Below are 26,095 nucleotides of genomic sequence, written 5' to 3' on the forward strand. Positions count from 1 at the left end.
AATGCGACAGCTTGTTACTGATGTGCTGTCTGGAGGCTGAAGAGACTAACGGTCCGGCTGCACATTAATGATGAAACTTGCCACAAACGCAAACGGCCAGGCCCCTAAACCGCAGCACGCTCAGGTTGATCCCGGACGGGAAACACCACTGCCCTCTCCCGCCGCAGATTGAGTGCCAAGACACTCGCCAGCACCACGATCGACCCCACGATCACCCGCTGCGAAGGCAACTCGCCCAACATGAACGAAGCAATAGCGATGGCCATCGGTGGCGTCAGGTACAAACTCATCGACGCGCGGCTGACGTCCATGTGCTTCAAGACATACGCCCAAGCCAGATACGCCAGTGCGCTGGGGAACAGCCCCAACACCCCCACTGCCACATTGACCCGCAGCGGCGCGTTGAGGATTTCGCCGATCAGCCCCGGCAGATAAACCAGCAGGAACACCGTGCCGGCCCAGACCGTGTAACAGACCATGGTCAGGCCGTCGTACCGATGGCTGTGACGCTTCTGCAGCGAGAAATACACGCTCCAGGAAAACGCCGCCAACAGAATCAGCAGCCCGCGCGCATCCATATGGCCGATGCCGCGATCACCGGTGACGACAATCGCGGCGCCCACCAGGCCGAGCGCGACACAGCCCCAACGCCACGCGCTGACCCGCTCCTTGAACACGAAATGCGCCAGCAGCGCGGTAAACAACGGCGTCGATTGCACCAGCACGCTGGACGCCCCGGCGCTCACCCCGGCCTGCCCAAAGTTGAGCGCGATGTGGTGCAGGCTGACGGCGAAGAAACCCAACACCGCGAGCAACGGCAGGTCCTTCAGGCGCGGCAACGCGATACGGTGCGACGAGGCGATTAACAGCATGAACACCGACGCGATCAGAAATCGAAGCAGCGCCAGATGCCCGGGCTCGTAGGCCTGCAAACCGATGCGAATGCCGGTCGGCGAGAACCCCCAGCAGGCGACCACAAAGACAGTGGCAAGGGCAACTTTCATCCCCTGCCAAGGCACAGTGCCTTTAACCACGATATTTGAATCAACAACCGGCTCAGCCACCACGCTCATCTCGATACTCCCACCGACAAGCCCGACGCCTGCCCATGGCTGCGAGTATCGAAACAACCTATGCTCACCACAACCGAACAATAATGACGCAACCCCTCACTGTTGGTGATGAATGGAATTGGCCCAGATCCGCATGTTCAAGACCGTCGTCGACACCGGCAGCATTGCCCGCGCGGCGGAGGTCTTGCATTGCGTCCCGTCGAACATCACCGCGCGCATCAAGGCGCTTGAGGCGGAGCTGGGCACCGAGCTGTTTTACCGTCAGGGCCGTGGATTGCGCATCAGCCCGGCGGGGGAAATTTTCCTCACCTACGCCGGCAAGATGCTCAGCCTGGCCGACGAAGCCAAGCGCGCGGTGCATCCGGATGCGGCGCCGTCGGGGCCGTTGCGCATCGGCGCCATCGAGTCCTCGGCCACGGCGCGGCTGCCGCGACTGCTGGCGCGCTTTCATGCGCGTTATCCGCAAGTGTCGCTGGAACTGACCACCGGTACCGGCGCACAACTGCTGGAAGCGACGCTTAACCAGAAGCTCGATGGCGCCATTGTCGCCATCGACGTAAAACGCCCCCGGCTCAAACGCACGTCGATGTACCGGGAGGATCTGGTGCTGATTGCGGCCGAGTCGCTGGGCCCGATACGCAGCGCGGCGGATCTGCAGGGCAAATCGATTTTCATGTGGCCCGAAGGCTGCCCTTATCGCGCAGCGCTGGAGCGATGGTTGCAGCACGACGGCCAGACTCAGCCCATCGTCAGCATCGCCAACTACGGCACCATCGTCGGTTGCGTCAGCGCCGGGGCTGGCGTGGCGCTGGTGCCCAAGGGTGTTTACGAGCAGTACCGCAAAGGCTCTGGCTGGGTCGGTTATGAATTCCCTGAACTGACCTCCATCGACAACCTGTTTTACTGGCACGAGAACGCCGAGCATCACCCGGCGCGGGAAGCGTTTGTGGCGATGTTGCGGGCGGAGTTCAGCGGGGTCGGTGACGCCTGACACGTCACGCCGCGTACACCGCCAGCTTCTCCTGAATGAAATCCAGAAAGCACTGAATCCGTAACGCCAGCTGCGAGTTGCGGTAGTACACCGCGTGGATCGGCTGGCGATAGCCGCTGTTGGCCTGGGGCAGGATGACGTTGAGGCGGCTTTGGCGGATGTCTTCGTGGGTCATGAAGTGAGACAAGCAGACGATGCCCTCTCCCGCCAGCGCCAACTGGCGCAACGTCTCGCCGCTGGAGGCCGACACCGTTGGCTGGATGAACAGCCGATCCCCGTCGGCGTGGCGCAACGGCCAGTGATTGAGGGTTTCGGTCTGGGTGAAGCCGAGCAGTGAATGCCCGCTCAGCGCGGCCACGGTTTTCGGCGTGCCGTGTTTGTCGAGGTATTCAGGGCTGGCGAGAATGTTCAGCGGGCTGCTGCCGAGGGGCCGGGCATGCAGGGTCGAATCGGCCAGTACGCCAATGCGGATCGCCACATCGGTGCTCTGCTCCAGCAGATCAATGATCAGATCGTTGCTGTTCAGCTCCAGCTGGATGTCCGGATACATTGTGCGAAACTCGGCGACGTACGGGACGATTGAATGCAGCATGAAGGGCGACGCCGCGTTGATCCGCAACCGGCCGGACGGCGTCTGCTGGCGCACCGACATGCGCTCTTCCAGCTCTTCCATCTGATCCAGAATCTGCCGGGCCCGCTCAAGGAAATACTTGCCCTCCTCGGTCAGGTCCATGCGCCGCGTGGTGCGGTTGATCAACGTCGTGCCCAGCTTGCCTTCGAGTCGAGACAAGGTGCGGCTGATCGCCGAGGGCGTCTGCCCGACCTGCTCGGCGGCGGCTGAAATCGACCCGCTTTCGATCACCGTGACAAACACCTGCAACTCATCCGACCTGGCTTTCACTGTTGTCTCCCGCTCACAAGAGACCGGATATTAGCGCGCTTGCGGGCCCGCGCTCAGATTCCGAACACCGAGGCCAGATGCGCTTCGTACCGCTTCACGTCTGCTTCGACGTTCGGCATCTTCATCACGTCCACGGCCAGAAAGGTTGGCAGGCCGGTCATGCCGAGGAACTGGTTGGCCTTGTGAAACGGGAAGTACACGGCATCCACGCCCTTGGCTTCGAAGAAGTCCGCCGGGTCGTCGAAGGCTTGCTGCGGCGCGTTCCAGGTGGCCGAAATCATGTACTGCTTGCCGTGCAGCAAGCCGCCGCTGCCGTACCGCCGGGACGCATCGGAACGGGTGCGACCGTCGTTGGCGTACAGGCTGCCGTGACCTTCGGTGAAGACTTCGTCGATGTACCTTTTAACCGTCCACGGCGCGCCCATCCACCAGCCCGGCATCTGCCAGATGATCACGTCCGCCCAGAGAAACTTCTGCACTTCCTCGGCCACGTTGTAGCCGCCGTCGATGAAGGTCTGCTGCACGTCGAACCCGGCGTGATCGAGAAGCGCCATGCCGGCTTCATGCAGCGTGGTGTTGTAGCGGCCGTCGGAATGGGCGAATTGTTTGCCGCCGTTGAGAAACAGTACTTTTTTCATATCAAGCCTCGTCCGCCGTCAATGCAGCCCGCTGTTTTGCGGTGCCGGATTGAGGGTCTTCAATTGGAATGGACGGCAGGATATCGGTCAGACGAGGGGGGAATAAGCAGCGGAAGGACAAAATACATTTGCGCCTGAATCACGAGTCAGGCGCCTATTGATGAATTTACGTTGATTGACCTGCAGCGTGAATGCGGGCCGGACACCGCGTGATCAGCCAGAAATCATCAAGTGCGCGCCCAGCAGCGCCATGCCGATGAAGAACATGCGCTTGAACACCAATGCGCTGATGCGTTGACGCAGCCATTGGCCGAACATCATGCCGAGCAACGCGGGAATCAGCGCCAGCAAGGAAGCGCCCATTTCAGCGCTGCCCACCGCGCCGTTCCAGAAAAGACCGACGCCCAGCGCCAGGGTCGAGACAGTGAAGGACAGCCCAAGCGCCTGCACCAGTTCGTTACGATCCAGCCCCAGGCCCTGAATGTAGGGCACCGCCGGAATGACGAAAACGCCAGTGGCCGCGGTGACCAGGCCGGTGATAAACCCGCACAAAGGCCCGAGCCAGCGCTCGGCAGCAGGCGGCACCTTGAGCGTCGGCAGAAACAAGCCGCACAGCGCGTAGACAAACAGCGCGCCGCCCAGCGCCCTCGCCATGCCGTGCCCGTTGCCAAGCCCCAGCGCGTAGGAGCCGAGCATGGTGCCGATGACGATCGTCAGCAGCAGCGGCCACAACCGCGTGCACAGTCCGCGCAGATGCCCGCCGGTCGCCAATTGCCAGAGGTTGGTCAAGGTTGAGGGGATCAGCAGCAGCGCCGCCGCCTGGGTCGGCAGCATCATCACCCCCAGCAGGCCCATCGCAACCGTCGGCAGCCCCATGCCGATGACGCCCTTGACCGTGCCGGCCAGCAGAAACGTCAGCAGCACCAGCACTGACAACGTCCAGCCGAGGTGTTGATAAAGCGATAGGAAACCATCCATGGGCGCATCCTGCGAAAAGGTCGACGAGGGGAAAAATCGGGTGGTGCAATGGGTGCCACTTCAGCACATTCGGGCACCTGCGGTAACAGAAAAATAATCAGCGCCACTCATCTGAAGAGCGGGTTGATGTCAGCTTTCCATTTCTGCCAACCCGACTTGCCATTTGTAACGTTTCATCGGCAGCCGGTTTTTCCTAGGATCCCTTGACGTCGTCGACGCCTGGCTCGCCAGCAATCACGTGTTTGAGGGGGAATGCATATGTCCGATGCAACTGAGCGCCTGTGGGGCGCGCGCTTCAAGTCCGCGCCGGCGGAAGCGATGGCCAACCTGTCACGCTCGCCCGCCGTCTATTTTCGCATGACGCCTTATGACGTGGCAGGCTCCAAGGCCCACGCCCACGAGCTTGAGCGCGCCGGTTTGCTGGACGCCGACGAAACCCGCCGCATCATCGATGCGCTGCAATCGATTGACGAGGATTTTGCCGCCGGCACGATTCAGCCAATTCCCGCCGACGAGGACGTGCACACCTTTATCGAGCGCCTGCTCACCGAACGCCTCGGCGCACTGGGCGGCAAGCTTCGCGCCGGGCGCTCGCGCAACGATCAGACGGCCAATGACATGCGGCTGTTTCTGCGTGACCGGATTCGCGTGCTGACCCTGTCGATTCTTGATCTGCAGCAGGCATTGGTCAGTCAGGCCGAAGCCCATGTCGAGACCATTGCGCCCGGTTTTACTCACCTGCAACAAGCGCAGCCGATTGTCTTTGGTCACCATTTGATGGCCCACGCCCAGGCGATTCATCGTGACATCCAGCGCCTGCAGGATTGGGATCAGCGCTTCAATCTATCGCCCCTCGGTGCCGCTGCCATGGCCGGCTCCGCCATCGCCCGCGACCCTCAACGTTCGGCGGCGGAAATGGGCTACGCCGGCCCGTGTGAAAACTCCATCGACGCCGTCGCCAGCCGTGATCACGTGGCCGAGTTTCTGTTCTGCGCGAGCATGCTGGGGATCAATATTTCGCGCATGGCCGAGGAGTTCTGCATCTGGACGTCGCGGCAGTTTCGCTGGGTCGAACTGGATGATGCCTACGCCACGGGCAGCTCGATCATGCCGCAGAAGAAGAACCCGGACATCGCCGAGCTGGCCCGGGGTAAATCAGGCCGTTTGATCGGTTCGCTGACCGCGATTCTGTCGGTGCTCAAGGCGCAGCCGCTGTCGTACAACCGCGATTTGAGCGAAGACAAACACGCCATCTTCGACGCCCTGGACACGCTGAATCTGGTGCTGCCTGCCTTTGCCGGCATGGTCCGCACGATGAAGGTGCGCAAGGACGAGTTGCTGCGTCAGGCGCCCCTGGGGTTCACCCTGGCGACGGAAATTGCGGACTGGCTCGCCGTTCGCGGCGTGCCGTTCAAGGAAGCCCACGAGATCACCGGACAACTGGTTCAGCTGTGCGAGGCGCAGGACATCGGGCTGCCGGAGCTGACGCCAAAGATGCTCGCCGACACCGACCCGCGCCTGACGCCAGAGGTGTTGGAGAGCCTGACACTGGAAGCGGCACTGGCGGCGCGCAGCGGCTGGGGCGGAACGTCCCCGGTGCGAGTGGCCGAGCAGATCGCGCGGTTCAAACAGCACCTGGTGGCGCAAGAGCAGTGGGCCAGGGATTACAGCGGCCCGCGGGGTTAATTGTGGTGCGACCGCGTGCATTGTAGGACCGGCTTTAGCCGGGAATGCCTCGGACAGGACGCCGTGAAATGAGGCTGTTTATGCTGCTCTCTTCACCGCCGTCTTCCTGTGAACACAGCACCTGTGGGAGTGAGCTTGCTCACGAAGACGGCATTCCAGCCGCTAAATATTCAGCGGATGTTAATGCCTCTTCGCGAGCAAGCTCGCTCCCACAAGGTAGTGCGGCGCATGCAAAACCTTAGTGGAATCGCGAGCCCCAAGGATGTACTCGATTACCTAGTGGGACCGGCTTTAGCCGGGAAGAGGCCGGCGGATGTGCACCCTCAGTTTTCCTCCTTGATGTACGCCTCAACCACCGCCGAGAAGTCCTTGCCTCCGTCACCGCGCAAACTCATCGCCTGATACAGCTGCTGCGCCAGCGCGCCCATAATCACGGGTTGGCGCGCGGCTTTGGCGGCCTCGGTTGCCAGGCCCAGGTCCTTGAGCATCAGCTCTGCGCCAAACCCTCCGGTGTAACCACGGGACGCCGGGGCGGTTTCGACGACGCCGGGCCAGGGGTTGTACATCTCCGAGCTCCAGCACCGGCCGGTCGAGCTGTTGATGATGGTCGCCAGCACGCCGGTGTCGATGCCCAGGCGATTGCCCAGCGCCATGGCTTCCGCCACGCCGATCATGGAAATGCCCAACAGCATGTTGTTGCAGATCTTCGCGATCTGCCCGGTGCCGACCTCGCCGCAATGGACGATGTTGCGGCCCATCTGCGCCAGGATCGGCTTGAGCACCGTGAAGTGTTCAACACTCGCACCGACCATAAACGTCAGCGTCCCGGCCTGCGCGCCGCCAGTGCCGCCGGACACCGGCGCATCGCCGACCACCACGCCTTGTTTCGCCGCTGCCGCCGCCACATCGCGGATGGTCTGTGGATCAATCGTGCTGCAATCCACCGCCGGCACCCCTGCACTGATGCCAGCCAGTACGCCGTCTTCATTCAGGTAAACCGCGCGAACGTGAGCGGCGGCCGGAAGCATGGTGATGACCAGGTCGGCGCCCTGAGCCGCATGTTTGGGCGACTCGCTGATCCGGCTGCCCAATTCGGCCAGCTCGGACAAGACCTGTTGGTTGACGTCGAACAAATGCAGCTGATGCCCGGCACGGATCAGGTTCCGCGCCATCGGCGCACCCATATTGCCCAGGCCGATGAAGGCGATTTTCATGGTTGTTCTCCTTGTTCAATTCCAGTGCCACCGGCGACGCAGGCCCCTTGTGGGAGCGAGCTTGCTCGCGAAGCGATCGTTCAGAAAGCGCAACGCTGAATGACGCAACGCGATCGCGAGCAAGCAAGGCCCGCTCAAAGCGCGTCGCACTCAACGCAAATTGATCGTCGTATTCACGCCGTCATTCACGCTGTCGTCATCGAACCAGCGGCTGGTGACGGTCTTGGTCTGAGTGTAGAACTGCACCACCTGTTTGCCGTACGGTCCCAGATCACCCAGCTTCGAACCGCGCGAACCGGTGAAGCTGAAGAACGGCACCGGCACCGGAATCGGGATGTTGATGCCGACCTGACCTACGTCGATTTCACTCTGGAATTTGCGCGCTGCCGCACCGCTCTGAGTGAACAGCCCGACGCCATTGCCAAACGGGTTGGCGTTGACTAGGGCGATGGCCTGATCCAGCGTGTCGACCTCCAGCACCACGAGCACCGGCCCGAAGATTTCCTGAGTGTAGATCTGCATCTCCGTCGTCACGCCGGTGAACAGCGTCGGCCCGACGAAATTGCCGTCCTCGTAGCCCGCTACCGTGATGCCGCGCCCGTCCAGTTCGAGGGTGGCCCCCTCCTGAACGCCGCTTTCGATCAGATCAAGAATCCGCTGTTTCGCGCGCTTTGAGATAACCGGCCCGACATCGGTGCCCGGCTCGCTTCCCGCGTTTACCTTGAGCTTCTGCGCCAGCGCCTTCAGATCGGGAATCCACTGCTTCGCCGCGCCGACCATGACCACCGCCGACGTCGCCATGCAGCGCTGACCCGCCGCACCGAAACCGGCGCCGACCAGCGCGTTGAGGGTCTGCTCACGGTTGGCATCGGGCAGCACGACGGCATGGTTCTTCGCGCCCATCATCGACTGCACGCGCTTGCCGTGTTTGCCCGCCAGGTCGTAAACGTGAGTGCCCACCGCCGTCGAACCGACGAAGGACACCGCCTTGATGTCCTCGTGGGTGCAGATCCCGTCGACCACCTCTTTGCCGCCATGCACAACGTTGAGCACGCCCGCTGGCACGCCCGCCTCAACCGCCAGCTCCACCAGCAGCATGGTCGACATCGGGTCCTGCTCGGATGGCTTGAGCACGAAGGTGTTGCCGCAGGCAATGGCCATCGGGAACATCCACAGCGGAATCATCGCCGGGAAGTTGAAGGGCGTGATCCCTGCGCAGACGCCGATGGGCTGACGCAGCGTGTAGGTGTCCACGCCACCGGCGACGTTCTCGGCGAATTCCCCCATCTGCAGTGTGCCGATGGAGCACGCGTGCTCGACCACCTCCAGGCCACGGAAGATATCGCCCTCGGCGTCTGCGATGGTTTTGCCCTGTTCGGCGCTGAGTACGGCGGCGATGCGTTTGGAGTGTTCGCGAATCAGCGCCTGCAACTTGAGCATGATGCGCATGCGGGCGCCAATCGGCGTGTGCCGCCAGGTTGCGAAGGCCTTCTGCGCGGCGGCGACAGCGGCATCGACCTCGGCGGCCGTCGCGAAGGGCACGTGGGCCAGCACTTCCTGGGTGGCAGGGTTGACCACGTCGAGCCACTCGGTGGTTTGCGACTCAACCCATTCGCCGCCGATCAGCAGTTTCACGCGGGCCACGGTGGTGTTGTGTTTGTTCAGTGACACGTTCATTGCCATTGCTCCATTCAAGGCAGCGCGCCGGCCTGGCCGCGCTGAAAAAAGTCGATTTCAGGCAGCGCGATGGCGAGGGGGATCGCGCTTCATCAGCGCGGTACAGACCAAAGCCACCAGCGCCATGCCGATCAGGTAGGCGATCACGTAGCGCGGACTGCCGCCGCCCATGGCCAGTAATTGCGTGGCGATCATCGGCGCGAATCCGCCGCCCAGAACGCCCGCCAACTGCACCGAGACGGAGATGCCGCTGTAGCGAATTTCCGCCGGAAATTGACGGGCAAACAGCAGAGATTCCGGCGCGTAGAGGATCGGGAAGACCACGCCCACCGCCAACACCATCGCCCACCACACCATCTGCGGTTCGCGGGTGCCGAGCATGGCGAAGAACGGATAGACGAAGGCGCAGAGCAGCAGAAGCCCGGCGAAATACAGACGTTTCTGACCGACCTTGTCGGACAGGTGCCCACACAGCGGCATCGTGACCAGAGAAAGTGCAGCGCCAGCCGTGATCGCGCTCAGCACGTCAGCGCGGGGGATGAGCAACTGGTTGGCGGCGTACGCCAACGCGAAGGTCACCGACATGTAAAACCAGGCATTCTCGGCGGTGCGTGCGCCGATGATGGTCAGGGTTTCTTTCGGGTGCTCGCGGAACACTTTGAACAGCGGCACCTTGACGGCGATGTTGTCTTTTTTGAGCTTCTCGAAATCGGGCGACTCCGGCACTTTCAAGCGAATCAACCAGCCCACGCCCAGCAGCACGACGCTGGCGAGAAACGGAATCCGCCAGCCCCAACTGAGCATGTCGGCCTCCGGCAGTTTGGCGACCATGCCCATCGCCAGCGACGCCAGCACCAGCCCTGCGCCAACGCCGGTTTGCGGCAGGCTGCCGTAGAAACCTTTGCGGCCCTCGGGCGCATGTTCGACGGCCATCAGCACCGCCCCGCCCCACTCGCCGCCGACGGCCATGCCCTGCAAGAAACGCATCGCGACGAGCAGCACTGCGGCCCAATAGCCGATCTGTTCGTAGGTCGGAATCAGGCCGATGATGATGGTCGGAATGCCCATCAGCATCAGGGTGAACAGGAGCATGGACTTGCGCCCGATCTTGTCGCCGAAATGACCGAACACAATGCCGCCCAGCGGCCGGCCGAGAAAGCCCACGGCGTAGGTGGCGAACGCCGCCAGCACACCGATGATCGGGTCCAGTGCAGGAAAGAAGATCTTGTTGAAGATCAGTGCGGCAGCTGTGCCGTAGAGGAAAAAGTCGTACCACTCGATGGTCGTGCCAGCCATGCTCGCCGCGCCGGCAAGCCGGTAGGATCGGGCGTTTTTCACGGGACTGGCATCGAGTGCGCCAGCGTCCGCCGTAATAGCGTTCTTCATAAACTCCTCCGCTTATTTATTGTTGTGCAGGGTGTTATGGCGTTTGGGGGTAGAGCGATTTGCCGGGGCGTTTCCTCGTTGGATTCAGGCACTGCATCAGGCATTAAGGGCTGGTTGGATCCGGCCGCGCTTCGGAGTATAGATGTGCAAACTTCTAATAAGAACGCACATAAAAGCAGGTCCAACATGCAAAAAAACATCACGTCCTTGAGCGCCCTTAATTGGGATGACCTGAAGTTTTTCCTCGAAGTGGCGCGCACGCGCAAGGCCAGTTCCGCGGCCAAACGCCTCGCGGTGGACTACACAACGGTGTCGAGACGGATCAGCTCGCTGGAAACGTCACTGGGCACGCTGCTGTTCGAGAAATCCCGCAACACCGGCTTCATCCTCACTGCAGAAGGCCAACGCTTGCTTGGCGCTGCGGAGTCCATTGAAAGCACGCTGCACATCGCCTGCGAGCAGGTGTCCGGCTCCGGCGTCGCATTGTCGGGGCATGTGCGCATGGGCTGCACCGAAGGCTTCGGCAGCTTCTTCATCACCCCGCAACTCAGTCACTTCACCGACACGTACCCGGCCATTTCAGTGGATATCCTGCCGCTGCCGCACTTCATCAGCCTGTCCAAGCGCGAGGCAGACATCGTTATCGCGCTGGAGCGTCCGGAGCACGGGCCTTACGTGTGCTGCAAGCTGTGCGACTACAGCCTGAGGCTCTACGCCACCCAGGATTATCTCGACAACCACGCGCCGATCCTCAAGACCGAAGACCTCGCTGACCATCCGTTTATCAGCTACGTCGACGACCTGGCGTTCAGCTCGGAATTGCTCTACCTCAGCAACCTCCTCCCCGGCGCCCACGCCACCCTGCGCAGCACCAGCGTCATCGCCCAATATGTCGCCGCGCTGCAGGGACGAGCGCTGGCGATTCTGCCGTGCTTTCTGGCGGCACAGGATGCGCGACTGCTGCCGGTGCTGGAGAGTGAGGTGGATATCACGCGGCAGTTCTGGATGTACTGCCGGGAGGACCTGAGAAAGCTCAAGCGGATTACTTTGTTGTGGGATTACATCCGCGAGGCGACCGAGCGCAATCAGGGGTTTCTGTTGGGTAAAGCCGGGCGGATGACGTTTGTGGATTAATGAGAAGTCGGCTGTGGACAGAGTGTCTCGGCTCAACGCGATCCTGTGGGAGTGAGCTTGCTCACGAAAGCGGCATTTCAGCCGCTGAAGATGCATTGGATGGCCGCCCCTCTTCGTGGGCAAGCTCACTCCCACCAGATCGTCGAATGGCTGGAAACCCCATCTAAAAAGCCCCTTCCCACCATAGTTCAGAAATCTCTGAACTATGCATTTAAGCTTTCCTATTCTTCCCGTTCATCGGCCGAATCTAAGATCGGCCCCAATAAAGGAGCCCGTCCAGTAGAGACACGGCCCGAAGATTGCCTTTTCTGATGTGACTGCCACTGTACCCCGTCTCGGCCTGCGCCGTGGCGGAGCCCTGTCTGGGGTAACACGTCAGCCGCACGACGCAATCTTTGAGGACGCTCGATGAAACTGGAAATCTTCCGCACGCTCTGGGGCTATCGCGCCAGCAAGGCCCAGGCGCTGGACGAGCTGCTGGAAGCAGGGTTCGACGGCATGGAAGCACGCCTGCCGCTGACGCCGGTTGAACGCGCGGAATTCGGCGCCTTCCTGCGCGCCAATCACGTGCCTTACATCGCCACCGTTTTCACCGCCTACGACGTCCTCCCGGAACAATCAGCGACCACCGCAGAACACCTCACTGACCTGGAGCAGAAGCTCGCCTGGTCAACCGAACTGGCGCCACGCTTCGTCAACGTGCTGGCCGGCAATGACCGTTGGCAATTGCCGCAGCAGGTGGACTTCTTCGGTCAGGCACTGGAGCTGGCGCGCAAGCACGGGCAGACGGTCACTTTCGAAACCCACCGTGCCCGCTCGCTGTTCAACCCGTGGGTCACCCTTGAGCTGATCCGCCAACTGCCCGATCTGCGTTTCACCAGCGACATCAGCCACTGGATCGTCACCTGCGAGCGTTTGCTCGACGACCCGGAAGACGACCTCAGCGCGTTCGTTGAGCGCGTTCATCACATTCAGGCCCGGGTCGGCTACGACCAGGGCCCGCAAGTCCCCCATCCCGCTGCCCCCGAGTACGCCCGCGAGCTGGCCTTCCATCAGCAGCACTGGGAAGCCGTGTGGAAGTCCCAGCAGGCGCGGGGTTGTCAGGTCAGCACGATGACGCCTGAATTCGGTGCCGACGGCTATCTGCATCACCTGCCCTTCACCAATGTACCGGTGGCCGATCTCTGGTCGCTGAACGTGTGGATGGGCCAGACCGAACGCGAACATTTCCAGCGCTTCACCCACACAACAAGCCGATAAGGAGCGTTTCGTCATGCCTGATCCGTCGCACGCGGCAGCCCCGAAAGTCGCCAATTTCAGCAGCATCCCGGTGGTCGATATCGCCGGGCTGTTCAGCCCCGACATCGCCCTGCGTCAGGCCGTCGCCGACCAACTGGGCAAGGCGGCGCGGGAAGTGGGCTTTCTGTACGTGAAAAATCACGATATTGCGCCGTCGCTGATCGACGGTCTGCGTCAGGCGGCCAAGGACCTGTTCGCCCAATCCCTCGACTACAAAATGCAGCACTACATCGGCACTTCACGCAGCCACAAAGGCTTTGTGCCCGAGGGCGAAGAGGTGTACGCCAAGGGCAAGCCGGACCACAAGGAAGCCTTCGATATCGGTTTTGAAGTGGGCGACGAAGACCCGCTGGTGATCGCTAAAACCCCGCTGATCGGCGCTAACGAATGGCCGGACCTGCCCGGTTTTCGCCCTGCGGTGCAGGCGTATTACGCGGCAGTATTTGCCTTGGGCCGCCGCCTGTTCGACGGCTTTGCGCTGGCGCTGGGCCTGGGGGAAGGCTACTTCGAGGCGATGGTCACCCGCCCGCCCTCCAAGCTGCGTTTGATCCATTACCCGTTCGACGGCGCCGCCCAGGACGCGCCCGGAATTGGTGCGCACACCGATTACGAGTGCTTCACCATGCTGCTGGCCGACAAGCCCGGGCTGGAAGTGATGAACGACCTGGGTCAATGGATCGACGCGCCGCCGGTGGACGGCGCGTTTGTGGTCAACATCGGCGACATGCTGGAGGTCATGACCGCTGGTACGTTCGTTGCTACGGCTCACCGGGTACGCACCGTCAGCGAGGAGCGCTATTCGTTTCCGCTGTTCTTCGCCTGCGACTTCCACACCCAGATCAAGCCTCTTCCGCAGTTCGACAAGGGCACGGCCGACTACGAAGAGATCACCATCGGCGAGCACATGTTCGGTCAGGCATTGCAGACCTACCAGTACCTGCGGCGCAAGGTCGAGAACGGCGAAATCAAGTTGTACGAAAAGGCACGCAAGCCGTCGAGCTTCGGCCACCTGAAGAATCAGACACAGGACGCATCGTGATGCGGTACGTCCCTCTGCCCCGCCCGACTAATCAGCACACCCAGCCCTACCTTCCTGACGTGGAGTCACCGACGATGCGCAACACTCTGAACACTGCTGTCCGCTTGACCGTGCTTGCCTCTGCCGTGCTCGGCGCATCCCTGTTTGCTGCATCCGCCGCGCAGGCTGCCACCACGGTGACGCCCGGGCAGTTCAAGGTCGGCATGGAAATCACCTACCCGCCATTCGAGTCCTACGACGAGAAGAAGAACGTCGTCGGGGCCGACCCGGACCTGTCACGCCTGCTCGCCAAGCACATGGACCTCAAGGCCGAGTTTGTCGACACCAAATTCTCCAGCCTGATCCTCAGCCTCAATGCCGGGCACTACGACGCGATCATTTCAGGCATGTACATCACGCCGGAGCGCCAGACCCAGGCCCAGACCATTCCCTACGCCGTAACGGGCGCGGCGATCATGGTGCTCAAGGACAGTCCGATCAAACCCAAGGTGCCGGAAGACTTGTGCGGGCTGAAAATCGGCCTGGAAAAGGGCACCACCTGGGTCACCCAGTTCAACAAGCTGTCCGCCGAATACTGCGTGCCGAAAGGCAAAGGCCCGGTCGCCGTCAGCGAATTCCCGTCGGCACCGGAAGTCACCCAGGCGCTGCTGTCGGGCAACGTCCAGGCGCAAGTGGAAATCGACGGCGCCGCCGGCATGATCGCCGAACGCACCAAGGGCCGCGTGGTGGTCAGCACCGAGCATTCCATCTACCAGCAAACGCTTGGCATCTACGTGAAGAAGGGCAATGACGAGCTTTATCAGGCGTTGCTCAAGGCTTTCGACGAGACCAAAAAATCCGGCGAATACGCTGCGCTGTTGAAGAAATACAACCTGGAAGAGCCTGCCAACTGACGGCTTGATGCTTCACCCCTTGTAGGCGTGAGCGTGCTCGCGATTGGCCGTAACAGCCGATGAAGATAGGTCGGCTGTACCGAAGTCATCGCGAGCAAGCTCACTCCGGCAGGGGATCGCGTTTGATAAGGGAATCCCGCCGGGCCCCGCCCTGCTGAGGTGCGTATGCAATTCGAATGGTCCTACTTTTTTTCTTTGTTCTCGGTCGCTGACTTCTGGGAGTCCTGCATCACCGTGATCGAGCTCAGCGCCCTGGGCTGGTTCATCGGCATGCTGCTGGGTTTCCTGCTGGCCTCGGCCAAGCTGTCGACCGCGCGCTGGATCAGCGTTCCGGCGTCGATTTATATCTGGTTCTTCCGCAGTGTCCCGCTGCTGGTGCTGGTGGTGTTTACCTACAACCTGCCGCAGATGTTTCCGGTCACCCGCGACGTGCTGTCCAACCCCTTCTACTCCGGCCTTCTGGCGCTGGTGGTCACGGAAGCGGCGTACATGGCGGAGATTCACCGCGGCGGCCTGATCTCTGTTGCGAAGGGCCAGAAAGAAGCCGGCCGCGCCCTGGGCGTCGGCCTGATCGGCATGCAGCGGCTTATCGTCATCCCCCAGGCGTTCCGTATCTCCCTGCCGACGCTGGTGAATGAATACATCACCGTGGTGAAACTGACCTCGCTGGTGTCAGTGATTTCCCTCACCGAACTGCTCACCGTGGGCCAACGCCTGTACGCGCAAAACTTTTTAGTCATGGAAACGCTGTCGGCCGTCGCGGTGTATTACGTGATGATCGTGACGGTGTTCGGCTGGCTGTTTCACTGGCTGGAGCAGCACCTGGAGCTGAGCAATCGCAAGCCGCAGACCCTCGACGACACTGCCCTGAGTAACCTGCGCGCCAGCCTGGTCACGCAGCCCGCAGTGACGCGTCAGCCGACAACAGGACCGGGCTCGGCGCCGGCGCTGCAACTGGTCAACATCCACAAAAGCTACGGCCAGCATGAAGTGCTCAAGGGGATCAGTCTGGAAGTGGACGCCGGTCAGGTGATCTCGATCATCGGCCCGTCAGGCTCGGGCAAGACGTCTCTGATCCGCACGGTCAACAGCCTCGAAACCATCGACAAGGGCGAGATCATACTGTTTGGCGAGGGCTATATTCACGCGGGCGACAATCCCAACGCGCCGCAGATCCGCCGTGGCGTGCAGCGCATCGGCATGGTGTTCCAGAACTTCAACCTGTTCCCCCACCGCACCATTCTCGACAACGTCACCCTCGCGCCGCGGTATCACGGCCGCGACCGCGACGTCAGCGAGCAACGCGCCTACGTCCTGCTCGACAAGGTCGGGCTGCTGGCCCACGCGCACAAATACCCCCATCAATTATCCGGCGGTCAGCAACAGCGCGTGGCGATTGCCCGGGCCCTGGCCATGGACCCGCAGATCATGCTGTTCGACGAACCGACGTCTGCGCTGGACCCGGAGCTGGTGGGCGACGTGCTCAAGGTCATCGCCGACCTGGCAAAGGAAGGCATGACCATGCTCATCGTGACCCATGAGATGGACTTCGCCCTGTCCATTTCCGACCGGGTGATTTTCATGGAAAACGGCATCGTGCAGGTCGACGCCGCGCCGCAGACGATTCTTGCCAACCAGTGCGGCGCGCGCGTGCGCACGTTCATGGGGCTGGATCACGCCGTTACGCAACCAGCGCCTGCGCTCAAAGAGGCGTGAGCCTCACAGCCCCAACATCAACCCGCTCAGGCGCTTGACCTTGCGCCGCAGGGCTTCTTCAAACACGCCCTGACGCGGCTCGATCAGGCTGAACCAGTGCTTGGCCCGGGTGATGCCGGTGTAGATCAGCTCCTTGGTCAGCACCGGGTTCAGCGCCTCGGGCAGGATCAGCGCCGTGTGGGCGAACTCCGAGCCCTGGGACTTGTGCACGGTCATCGCGTACACCGTTTCCACGTCATTGAGCCGGCTCGGCAGCACGAAGCGCACGCCGCCGCTGCCGTCATTACGCGGAAACGCGACCCGCAGCGCCTGACGGTTCTCCTCGATCGGTCCCTCGGGCAGACGCAGGGCGATGCCGATGTCGCCGTTCATCAAACCCAGCCCGTAGTCGTTGCGCGTCATCAATACCGGGCGGCCCTCGTACCACTGATGATCACTCTCGATCAGCCCGGCGCTGAACAGCGTTTCAGTGATCCTTCGGTTCAGCCCTTCCACGCCCCACGGCCCTTTGCGCACGGCACACAGCAGCTGGAACTCATCGAACGCATTCAACACCTGCCGCGCCCACTCGACGCTGCGCGGGTCTTCGATCTGCGTCAGGTCTTGCGGCCGCTGCGCGTGCATCACGCCCAGATAATGACGGTAGCCTTGTGGGCCATCGCCGTGACCGTCGAGCAACAGCCGCGACAGCGCACGGTCCTGCTCACCTTTGAGCACCAAGGAAAACAAATCCGGGTACTGACGAGCCGCGAGCAATGCACGCGCTTCCTGGTCCTGCTGCTGATTGACCAGTTTGGCCAACTGACCGATACCGCTGCCCGCGATGAAACGCCGCGAGTGGCGCAGCATCACCACTTGCTGAGCCAACGCCTGATGCTGATCGTCGCCCTGCTGCAAACCGCTTCTGGAAAGATCTTCGCCACTGACCGATTCAAGCCACGCCTGGGTCTGCGGGCTGTACATCCCCGCCTCCGCGTCACGGCACAAGTCGCCCAGCACGGCGCCGGCCTCAACCGACGCCAGTTGATCCTTGTCGCCCAGCAGCACCATGCGCGCATGGGGCGGTAATGCGTCGAGCAGGTTGGCCATCATTTCCAGGTCGATCATCGAAGCTTCATCGACCACCAGCACGTCCAGCGGCAACGGGTTGCCCGCGTGATGACGAAAATGCCGTGTGCCCGGACGGCTGCCCAGCAAGCGGTGAACCGTGGTGACTTCGCTAGGGATTTTCTGCCGCACGTCCTCCGGCACTTGCAGCGACTGCACCTGATGACTGATCGACTCGGTCAGCCGTGCCGCAGCCTTGCCGGTCGGTGCCGCCAGGCGAATGCGCAACGGCTTGCCCCGCTCAACCGCCGGCGATTGCAGCAGCGCCAGCAGGCGCACGACCGTGGTCGTCTTGCCCGTGCCGGGGCCGCCGGTAATGATGCTGAACGCACCCCGGGTCGCCAGGGCGCAGGCCAGCTTTTGCCAGTCGATCAACGCGTCAGGCGCGGGGTTGGCCGGGCCGAACAGCGCATCCAGCCGCTGGGGCAAATCGCTGAACCCCGTTTCCACCTGAGCCAGCCGACGACGCAACGCCGCATCGATCCGCCGCTCATAGGTCCAGTAACGGCGCAGGTACAGGCGCCGATCGGATAAAACCAACGGCCTCTGCGCCGCTGCTTCGCTGACATCCCCGGCGTGAGCAACCAGCGCGCTGGCTTCCAGCGCCTTGCACCACGTTGCGCCGTCCAGCGATTTGAGCAGTGAGGACGGCAACAGCATCGGCGTCGACAACACATCACCCTCGGGCGGCAACGACAAGGCGAAGTCCGGCTCTTTCAGGGTTTCGTAGAGGTCCAGGCAGACGTGGCCGTGACCCAACTGGTGACTGGTCAGCGTGGCCGCCAACAGCACCAGGGAATCGGCGGCAGGATCAAGGTCGGCCAGGAACGCCACGAAGGCTTTGTCCAGCGCGCGCAACCAGCCGCGTTCGACCCAGCGCTGCAGCAACAGCAGTAAATCCTCCACGCGGCTGAGGGGTTTCAGGTCGGCCAGGCTGTCGGCGTCCAGCGTCGTGGGCATCAAGTGAGCGAAGGTGCGGTTCATACGAGGTCTCCTGACAGCACGTCTTCCGTAATCGGCGCTCGGCCCTGAAACAGCAGATCGAGACTTTCGATCAGCGCGCGGGGCGGTCGGGTAAACCACGCGCCCTGACTCACTGCGCGACTGCCGCGCACGAACAGGTAGACCGCTCCGCCCATGTGCTGGTCGTAATCGTAGTCGGCAAGACGCGCTTTGAGCTGACGGTGCAAGGCCAGCAGATAGAGCACGTATTGCAGGTCGTAGCGGTTCTCCAGAATCGAGTTTTCCATCGCCTGCTCGGTGTAGGCATCGTCGTCGACGCCCAGCCAGTTGGATTTGTAGTCGGCGACGAAGTAACGACCTTCGTGCTCGAACGTCAGGTCGATGAAGCCCTTGAACATGCCGTTCAGCGAAACCGTTTCTGCCGCCGCGCGAGGCGCGCCGTTGTGGGTGTAGCGGCGCACCAGCGCGTCCATCTGCGCCACATCGACCTTCGAGCAGGCGAACCAGAATTCCATTTCGACGCGGTACTGGTTCGGCTGATCCAGCCCGCACAAGGCCATGGGCTGTACGTCTGCGCCCAAACGCAGCGGCAGGGTCAGCAGATGCTGCAGCCAGTCGGTCAGCGTGTTGATCCAGCCTTTCCAGTCGCGGCGGTTACAGCGTTGCGCCACGACTTTCTCCAGCGCCAGCGGATCAGCCGTCGCTTCGGCAAAGCCCTTCTCACCGGCCCATTCCAGCAAGCCGTGCAGAAAGGTGCCGGGGTTGGGGCCGCGCGGGAATCGGTGGATATCGCCGCCGCTGACCATCACCTCCCGCGGCGCATCCGGGTCAAGACGCTCATCGTCGAACAGCTTCTGCGCTTGCGGGCTGTCTGGCGACTGATCGCCGCTGTCGGTGATGGTGTCACCGATGCGCAGCGCGCTGTAGGACGCAATCCACCAGTTTTCCCGAGCGCTGCGCCGGGGCACGCGCGGCTTGCTCAACGCGACCTCGCTGCGCGGCGCGCTGAAGGACTCGGTCGTGGGCAGCGGCACAGGCTCAACCTTAACGGCGGGATGACCTTCTGCCAGCGAACGCAGCCACTGCCCCAACGCCACCGATCCAGCCAGCTTCTGCCCGCCGCCAAGCAAGTAGCCCAACGCCGAACGATGGAGTATCGAGGCGCTGTTGCTGCCGCGTTTGAGATCGGCAACGCCCAGCCAGCACGCGTGTTGCGCGCGGGTCAGGGCCACATACAACAGACGCAGGTCCTCTGCCAGACGCTCGTCATCCGCCTGCTCAATCAGCGCCGGCGTGGGTTTGAGGCTGATCTGCGCGTGGCCATCGGCGTCGTGAAAGTGCAGCGGCAAACGGCTGCCGTCCACTGGCTTCGTCGAGCAGATGAAGGGCAGGAATACCAGCGGGTATTCCAGGCCTTTGGATTTGTGGATGGTCACCACCTTGACCAGTTGCTCATCGCTTTCGAGGCGCAGGATCTGCTCTTCTCCCGCTTGACCTGACAGCGCCAAGTGCTCGCTCAGATGACGAATCAGCGCCTGCTCGCCATCCAACTCGGCGGCGGCCTGCTGCATCAGTTCGCTGAGGTGCAGCAGGTTGGTCAGCACACGCTCGCCATCGGTTCGCTGAACCAGCGCCTGCGGCAGTTTGAAGTCGTGCAGCAGCCGACGCAGCATGGGCAGCACGCCTTGGGTGCGCCAGATGCGCCGGTAATCGCGGAACTGCATGACGCGGTTTTCCCACGCCAGTTCGTCCTGATTCAGCAGCTCAAGTTCGGCCAGCGGCAACGCAAGGGTGATGCAGGCCAAGGCCGCGCGCAGGGTTCGCTCGGCGTCAGGCTCGGCGCAGGCTTTGAGCCAGGCGAGCAGGTCATGGGCCTCTTGCGCCGCAAACACCGAGTCCTTGTCCGAGAGGTACACACTGCGCACGCCCCGCGCCGACAACTCGCCTCGCACGGCCTGAGCCTCCTTGCCGTCACGCACCAGAATCGCGATGTCGGCGGGCAGCAGGTTCTTCAACGGCTCGCCAGCTTTCGCAAAGCCCGCTTGCCCTTGTTGACCGGCGTTGAGCAAACGGACGATCTCACTGGCGCAACTCGCCGCCAGTTGCTGACGATAGACCGTGCCCGACACCGGCTGATCGGTTTCCAGCTGCCAGACGTTGAGCGCCGCGAGGACCTCACCGTCGACCTGCAACGTCTCTTTACGGCCCTGAGACCCGACTGCCAGAAACGGCACGGGATTGTCCTCAGGCGTACGGAACAAGAACGCGCCGCGACCGGCCTCGCTCGTTTCCGCGCGCGTGAACACGTGGTTCACCGCATCGACCATCGCGTGGCTGGAACGGAAGTTGGTGCCCAGCGTGTGCAAGCGTCCGGTCGTGGCCTGCCGGGCGCGCAAGTAGGTGTAGATGTCGGCGCCGCGAAAGGCGTAGATCGCCTGCTTCGGGTCGCCGATGAGGAACAGGCCAGTGCTTTCGTCGTTGGCCTCAAGCCGGTAGATGCTGTCGAAAATGCGGTACTGCACCGGGTCGGTGTCTTGAAACTCATCGATCAAGGCGACGGGAAACTGCTCGCGGATCAGGGTCGCCAGGCGCTCGCCGCCACTTCCGCGCAACGCCGCATCCAGGCGCAGCAGCATGTCGTCGAAACCCATTTCCGCGCGGCGCCGCTTCTCTTCTTCAAAGCGCGCACCGACCCATTGCGCCGCGTGCTCGAGCACCGCCGCATCGGGCGTTGGCAGCGTGTCCAGCGCCACCTTGAGCTCGACCATCGCCTCGAACGCGGGGTGCGACGGCGGGTTGTTCTTCCACGCCTCAGCAATGCCGTCGGGCGTCAGCCGGGTGAAACCGGTGCCAAGGTCGAGTTGCTCCTGCTCATCGTCATTGGCCCAGGCAATCAGCTTGTCGAACCAGGGCCTGAAATAACGCTCCTGCATCTTGCGACCGTCGACCACTTTGCACGCGACGCCGTCGATGCAGATCGCATGCAGCTCGGCGGCCCAGTTGGCCCAGGGCGCCTTGAGCTGGCGGAGGGTTTCGCGCCGTTCCTGGATCGACTGCTCGATGAGCTCGGTCGGGGTTTCGGTTACGCTCCCCCGCTCACTGCCGAACAACGCGCGCACCCTTGGCAGCAACGCCGCAGGGCCACTCCAGTTCTCGCGCACCCAGATCAGCGCGTCACCGCTCATGGGGTAGCAGAACTTGCGCCAGTAATCGCGCAGCACTTCGCTCAGCAAATCGGTGTGATCGGTTTCCAGACTCTGGGTGAACAGGCTGCCGCTGTCGAAGGCGTGCTCGCGCAGCATCCGCTGACACCAGCTGTGAATGGTCGATACCGCCGCTTCGTCCATCCACTGCGCCGCGATGTCCAGACGGCTGGCGCAGGCGGGCCATTGCTCAATGGCGAACTCGTCCCGCAAGCCAGCGATCAATGCATCGGGCGCGTCGATTTCCTCACGGAAGAACCGCGCGGCTTCAGCCAGTCGCGTGCGAATGCGGTCGCGCAGTTCCTTGGTCGCCGCGTCGGTGAACGTCACCACCAGAATCTGGGGCGGCAACAGCTCACGGCCAAACCCTGAGTCCTCGCTGCCATGCCCCAACACCAGACGCAGGTACAGCGCCGAGATGGTGAACGTCTTGCCGGTGCCGGCGCTGGCTTCAATCAGCTGGCTGCCTTTCAGCGGGAAGCGCAGGGCCAATGGTTGTTGTGCGTCACTCATGCGCCGGCCTCCTCGCGAGAAAGTGCCTGCCAGGGCGCTTCAAAAATCGGTTTGTACAGCGCCTCGCACCAGCCCCCGAATTCCTCGCTGCCCAGCAACACGTCGAAGTCCGGGAACTGACGCGCCAGGGCGGTGCTTTCGGCACGCTCACCCTTGCTGTTCTGGCCATCGCCTTCATAGGCCTTGCGCGCGGCGGCGTCGGCTTTGGCCTCATCGTTCTGACCCAGCCAGGCAAACGCCGTCTTCACTGCAATCGGCAGCGGTCGTTGCATGCCTTGATGCCAGGCCAGCAGCAGGTCATTCAGCGTGCGCGTGGCGGTGTCTTTGTCCAGCGGCGGCAGCAAAAGCGTCTCGTCGCTGGCCACCAGCGCCGTGGTCAACGGCAGATCGCACGCGCAGGCCACCAAATGGTTCACCCACGGCTTGGTCAGCCGATGCCACTTGCGCGTCTTCTTGCTGGCGATGGCATTGGGAATAGCGGTGATCGCGAGTAACTCGTTCTGAGGGTTCTGATAAAGCCCATCGACCCAGCCATCGAGCTCGACGCCCTGATGCTGATAACTGACCGGCAGCGCGCTGTGCAGCCTCACCGGCCAGCGAATCAGTAGCTCGTGATAACGGGCGACGAGGTCGGGCAGCGGTTCGATCAATTCATCCTGAAGCAACGTGCCGAAGCCGGCCATCGGCAGCAAGCCGCTTCCCTGCAAGCGCGTTGCCTGAGCATGTAGGGATTCCTGAATGTGCTCCGGATCTGTTAGCGCTGCTTGCAACAGGCTGTCGCTGAGGCCATAGCGCTCAAGCGCGTCGAGCACGAAAGGCTCCTCGTCCGCCAATGGCGCCTCGGCGACCTCAAAGAATATCTTCAAGCGCTGGCTGAAGAAGTGCTTCACCGGATTGCGCAGAAAATCCTGCAACTGCATCAGGCTCAAGGGCTCTTCCTGCTGGTGCTTTTGCAGCGCTTTTGTTTCATCCGCTTCCATGACGGCTTCGTGCAGCACCTGCCACTCACGGGCGAAGCTGAAGAACTCGGGGTTCTCCTGGAAGTATTTGGCACTGAACGGCTGCAGCGGATGTTCAACGGTCAGTTTGTGCAGCAACTGTTGCCCCGGATCACGCTTTTTATCGTCCTCGGGCTCGATGGCATCGGCCAGTCGCCAGCCGCTGGACAGATGATCGCGCAGCTGCCCGATGAGCACCGAAGCCGGCCGCTCGGAATTGTCGCGAATGCTGCGCCCGACCCAGCTGATGTACAGCTGATCACGTGCAGACAGCAACGCTTCGAGCAAGAGATAACGATCATCCTCACGCCGGGAACGGTCGCCGGGACGGTAGTCGCTGCCCATCAGATCGAAATCCAGCGGCGGCTGCGCTCGGGGGTAATCGCCGTCATTCATGCCCAGCAGGCAGACGATTTTGAAAGGAATCGCGCGCATCGGCATCAGCGTGCAGAAGTTGACCGAACCGGCCAGAAAGCGCTGGGATAGCCGCCCTTGATCAAGCCCGGCCAGCCAGGCTTCACGCACGACCGTCAAGGGCAGCTCTTCTTCCAGGGCAACGGTCTCGCAGGTCTGCAGCCAGGTTTCGCGCAGGGTTTCCAGCTGACTGAGCAGGTAGTCGTCATGCTCGCTGTCAGCCATGAAGAACAGCTGCATGATCGCCTGAAGGCGCGCGCCCCACATGGCGGGTGTGGCGGGCCGGGAGAGTTCGTTGTGCGCGACCTGAAGCGCATCGATCAGGGACACCAGAGGGCCAATCAAAGCCGCGTCCAGCCCGCCGATTTCGTCATACGGCTGAATGCCGTCGTAAGCCGCACCCGCACCGACGGCGTAGCCCAGCAGCATCCGACGCAGGCCAAAATGCCAGCTGTTCTGCTCAAGCTGTTCCGGCAGACCCAGCCCTTCGCGTTGGTCTGCATTGAGCCCCCATCGCACACCCGCCCCTTCAATCCAGCGATGCAGGGTTGGCAGGTCACGCTCATCAATGCCGAACCGCGCGCGTAATGCGGGGACGTCCAGCAGATCGAGGATTTCACTGACCGGGAATCGACTGTCCGGAATTTTCAGCAGATGCTCAACGGCGATCAGCAGCGGATCACGGCCGCGTTGGCCCTGGTCGGCGAGGGTGAAGGGGATAAAGCGGCGATCGTCACGGTCCAGCTGGCCGAATACCGCACGGATGTGGGGAGCGTAGCTGTCGATGTCCGGCACCATGACGATGACGTCCCGGGGACGCAGGTCCGGATCCTTGCTGAAGCGCGCGAGCAGTTGGTCATGCAGCACCTCCACTTCGCGCTGGGCACTGTGGGCGACATGAAAGCGAATGGAGCGGTCAGTCTTGATGTCCACGGGCGGCCAGACGTCACGGGTCTCACTCAAAGGGCGCAGCTCGAGGATATCGTCCTGAAGTTGGTTCAGGACAGTCGCAGGCTCGCTCTCGCTAAACAGGTCGATGCGCCCGTCGCGAAAAATCGATCGGTAGCTGTTTGGGTCGTCATGACTGTCCAGCAGATTGATGTAATCACGACCCTGCTTGCCCCACGCCGCCAGCAACGGGTGAGCGTGCTGGTGCAGCGCGTCAGGATTCAGCACCACCGGCATGCCGGGTTTTCGCGACTGACGCTTGTATTCGTGACGCAGGAGATCCTTGTCAGCCACGATGTCTGCCCAGTGATGGCGGCAAGGATTATGAACGCAGAGCAGGACCTGACTGAAACGAGCCAACCCGGCAAGCGCCTCTAGTGCCTGGGCGGGCAATGAGGAAATACCGAAAACGATAACCCGCGCGGGCAAACCGGCCGGCGCCTCGGTCAGGCTGTTGATGCGCTCGATGTAACGCTGATGCACACCGGCACGGCTCTGGGCCATGCCCTCTGCCCCGACATCATGGAGCAGCGCACGCCACAGTTCGGCTTGCCAGCAGTTCTCTGCTTTCAGCGGCTTTGCCTCTCCCCGACCGGTCCTGAGTTGGTGCTTGCCAGCAGCCCAGTCTTCCAACCAGTCGGCGCGATACACCTGATATTGGTCGAACAGGTCAGCGAGTCGCTCGGACAGTTGGTAACGCTTGCGCAGGTCCGTATCGGCCGTCAGGAATCGTTGCAGTGGCTCGAAGTGTGGCTGATTGATCAGGCCTGGGAGCAATCGCATCAAACGCCAGGTCAAGGGAGCTTTATCGAGTAACGAGGTTTCCGGGATCTCGGCCTTGCCCAACACCGCCCGATACAGCTGCCACATGAAGCTGCCAGGCAACTGCACATCAATCGCAGCGGCAATGCCGCAACCCCCTTGATCATCGTCCTGTGCATCTTCGGCCAAAGCGAGCTTCAGCCATTGAGCAATACCGTTGCTTTGTACCAGCGCCACTTCGTTCTCAAGGGGCGTCAGCGGGTAACGCCGCATCCATGACACCACTAGGCCACGCAGCTCATCCAGGCGATTCCCATGGACCACCATAAATCCGGAGTTAAGATTGGATGTCACCGGCATAGCTGCGCCCCTTGGTCTTTCAAAAGAGGGAGAAGACTACCAGAGGGAGCGGACTTGTTAGCGTTCGATGTTGCTAGGGCGACTGGCGAACATTCCCTTATGGGTGGTGATGCAGCGATAAGAGGTTGGCAGCTTTTTCCGCGCGCAAAAACAAAACCCCATCTGCTTTCGCAAATGGGGTTCTGGAATTTAATCTTGACGA

General features: G+C 62.1%; 17 protein-coding genes. 7 read left to right on the forward strand and 10 right to left on the reverse strand.

The features are described from left to right. Window positions 1-104: 104 nt before the first annotated feature. Window positions 105-1,004 carry a DMT family transporter gene (locus IFT99_RS11855; RefSeq protein ID WP_244656971.1) on the reverse strand — a complete coding sequence of 300 codons (900 nt, stop codon included), beginning with the start codon at window positions 1,002-1,004 and terminating at the stop codon, window positions 105-107. Between the two features lie 181 nt (window positions 1,005-1,185). Between IFT99_RS11855 and IFT99_RS11860 the strand changes: the two genes are divergently transcribed. Continuing rightward, window positions 1,186-2,064 (forward strand): LysR family transcriptional regulator, encoded by an 879-nt coding sequence (locus IFT99_RS11860; protein WP_192132455.1) that lies wholly within the window; start codon window positions 1,186-1,188, stop codon window positions 2,062-2,064. 4 nt (window positions 2,065-2,068) lie between these two features. Here IFT99_RS11860 and IFT99_RS11865 read toward each other — a convergent pair whose 3' ends face one another. The 3 genes from IFT99_RS11865 to IFT99_RS11875 all read right to left on the reverse strand — a co-directional run bounded on the left by IFT99_RS11865 (window position 2,069) and on the right by IFT99_RS11875 (window position 4,581). Next, the gene (locus IFT99_RS11865) at window positions 2,069-2,965 is read right to left on the reverse strand and encodes a LysR substrate-binding domain-containing protein (RefSeq protein ID WP_192132457.1); all 897 of its coding nucleotides are present in this window, start codon (window positions 2,963-2,965) and stop codon (window positions 2,069-2,071) included. Between the two features lie 53 nt (window positions 2,966-3,018). Further along, window positions 3,019-3,603, reverse strand: a complete 585-nt coding sequence (locus IFT99_RS11870) for an NAD(P)H-dependent oxidoreductase (RefSeq protein ID WP_192132459.1) — start codon at window positions 3,601-3,603, stop codon at window positions 3,019-3,021. A gap of 213 nt (window positions 3,604-3,816) precedes the next feature. Beyond that, window positions 3,817-4,581, reverse strand: a complete 765-nt coding sequence (locus IFT99_RS11875) for a sulfite exporter TauE/SafE family protein (RefSeq protein WP_192132461.1) — start codon at window positions 4,579-4,581, stop codon at window positions 3,817-3,819. A gap of 258 nt (window positions 4,582-4,839) precedes the next feature. On the opposite strand from IFT99_RS11875, the gene argH reads away from it, so the two are divergent. Next, the gene (gene argH, locus IFT99_RS11880; RefSeq protein ID WP_192132463.1) at window positions 4,840-6,267 is read left to right on the forward strand and encodes an argininosuccinate lyase; all 1,428 of its coding nucleotides are present in this window, start codon (window positions 4,840-4,842) and stop codon (window positions 6,265-6,267) included. A 323-nt stretch (window positions 6,268-6,590) separates the two neighbouring features. Here argH and mmsB read toward each other — a convergent pair whose 3' ends face one another. The 3 genes from mmsB to IFT99_RS11895 form a co-directional block, all read right to left on the reverse strand. Further along, window positions 6,591-7,481 (reverse strand): 3-hydroxyisobutyrate dehydrogenase, encoded by an 891-nt coding sequence (gene mmsB, locus IFT99_RS11885; protein ID WP_192132465.1) that lies wholly within the window; start codon window positions 7,479-7,481, stop codon window positions 6,591-6,593. A gap of 150 nt (window positions 7,482-7,631) precedes the next feature. Further along, on the reverse strand, window positions 7,632-9,158 hold the full coding sequence (locus tag IFT99_RS11890; RefSeq protein WP_192132467.1) for a CoA-acylating methylmalonate-semialdehyde dehydrogenase: 1,527 nt from the start codon (window positions 9,156-9,158) through the stop codon (window positions 7,632-7,634). 57 nt (window positions 9,159-9,215) lie between these two features. Next, window positions 9,216-10,544: an MFS transporter gene (locus IFT99_RS11895; RefSeq protein WP_192132469.1), complete on the reverse strand. Its 1,329-nt coding sequence runs from the start codon at window positions 10,542-10,544 to the stop codon at window positions 9,216-9,218. A 186-nt stretch (window positions 10,545-10,730) separates the two neighbouring features. Here IFT99_RS11895 and IFT99_RS11900 point away from each other — a divergent pair, with 186 nt between their 5' ends. From IFT99_RS11900 to IFT99_RS11920, 5 genes are all read left to right on the forward strand, one after another. After that, window positions 10,731-11,678: a LysR family transcriptional regulator gene (locus tag IFT99_RS11900; RefSeq protein ID WP_192132471.1), complete on the forward strand. Its 948-nt coding sequence runs from the start codon at window positions 10,731-10,733 to the stop codon at window positions 11,676-11,678. A gap of 408 nt (window positions 11,679-12,086) precedes the next feature. After that, on the forward strand, window positions 12,087-12,938 hold the full coding sequence (locus tag IFT99_RS11905) for a sugar phosphate isomerase/epimerase family protein (protein ID WP_192132473.1): 852 nt from the start codon (window positions 12,087-12,089) through the stop codon (window positions 12,936-12,938). 13 nt (window positions 12,939-12,951) lie between these two features. Further along, entirely contained in the window at window positions 12,952-14,016 is a 1,065-nt protein-coding gene (locus IFT99_RS11910; protein ID WP_192132475.1) for an isopenicillin N synthase family dioxygenase, read from the forward strand. Window positions 14,017-14,090: 74 nt separating this feature from the next. Then, on the forward strand, window positions 14,091-14,909 hold the full coding sequence (locus IFT99_RS11915) for an ABC transporter substrate-binding protein (RefSeq protein ID WP_192132477.1): 819 nt from the start codon (window positions 14,091-14,093) through the stop codon (window positions 14,907-14,909). Window positions 14,910-15,074: 165 nt separating this feature from the next. Next, complete coding sequence (locus IFT99_RS11920; RefSeq protein WP_192132479.1) at window positions 15,075-16,625, forward strand: amino acid ABC transporter permease/ATP-binding protein; 1,551 nt, start codon at window positions 15,075-15,077, stop codon at window positions 16,623-16,625. Window positions 16,626-16,628: 3 nt separating this feature from the next. Here IFT99_RS11920 and recD read toward each other — a convergent pair whose 3' ends face one another. From recD to recC, 3 genes are read right to left on the reverse strand one after another with little or no spacing between them, the layout of a single operon-like run. Then, window positions 16,629-18,716, reverse strand: coding sequence for an exodeoxyribonuclease V subunit alpha (gene recD, locus IFT99_RS11925; RefSeq protein ID WP_192132481.1), 2,088 nt, complete (start codon window positions 18,714-18,716; stop codon window positions 16,629-16,631). Continuing rightward, a complete protein-coding gene (gene recB, locus IFT99_RS11930; protein ID WP_192132483.1) occupies window positions 18,713-22,411 on the reverse strand; it encodes an exodeoxyribonuclease V subunit beta in 3,699 nt (1,232 codons plus the stop codon). The genes recD and recB overlap by 4 nt, the downstream gene beginning before the upstream one ends. Continuing rightward, entirely contained in the window at window positions 22,408-25,893 is a 3,486-nt protein-coding gene (gene recC / locus IFT99_RS11935) for an exodeoxyribonuclease V subunit gamma (RefSeq protein ID WP_192132485.1), read from the reverse strand. Before recC ends, recB begins: the two co-directional genes overlap by 4 nt. Between the last annotated feature and the right edge of the window lie 202 nt (window positions 25,894-26,095).

It is taken from the genome of Pseudomonas sp. CFBP 8772, from assembly GCF_014841665.1.
GTDB lineage: Bacteria > Pseudomonadota > Gammaproteobacteria > Pseudomonadales > Pseudomonadaceae > Aquipseudomonas > Aquipseudomonas graminis_B.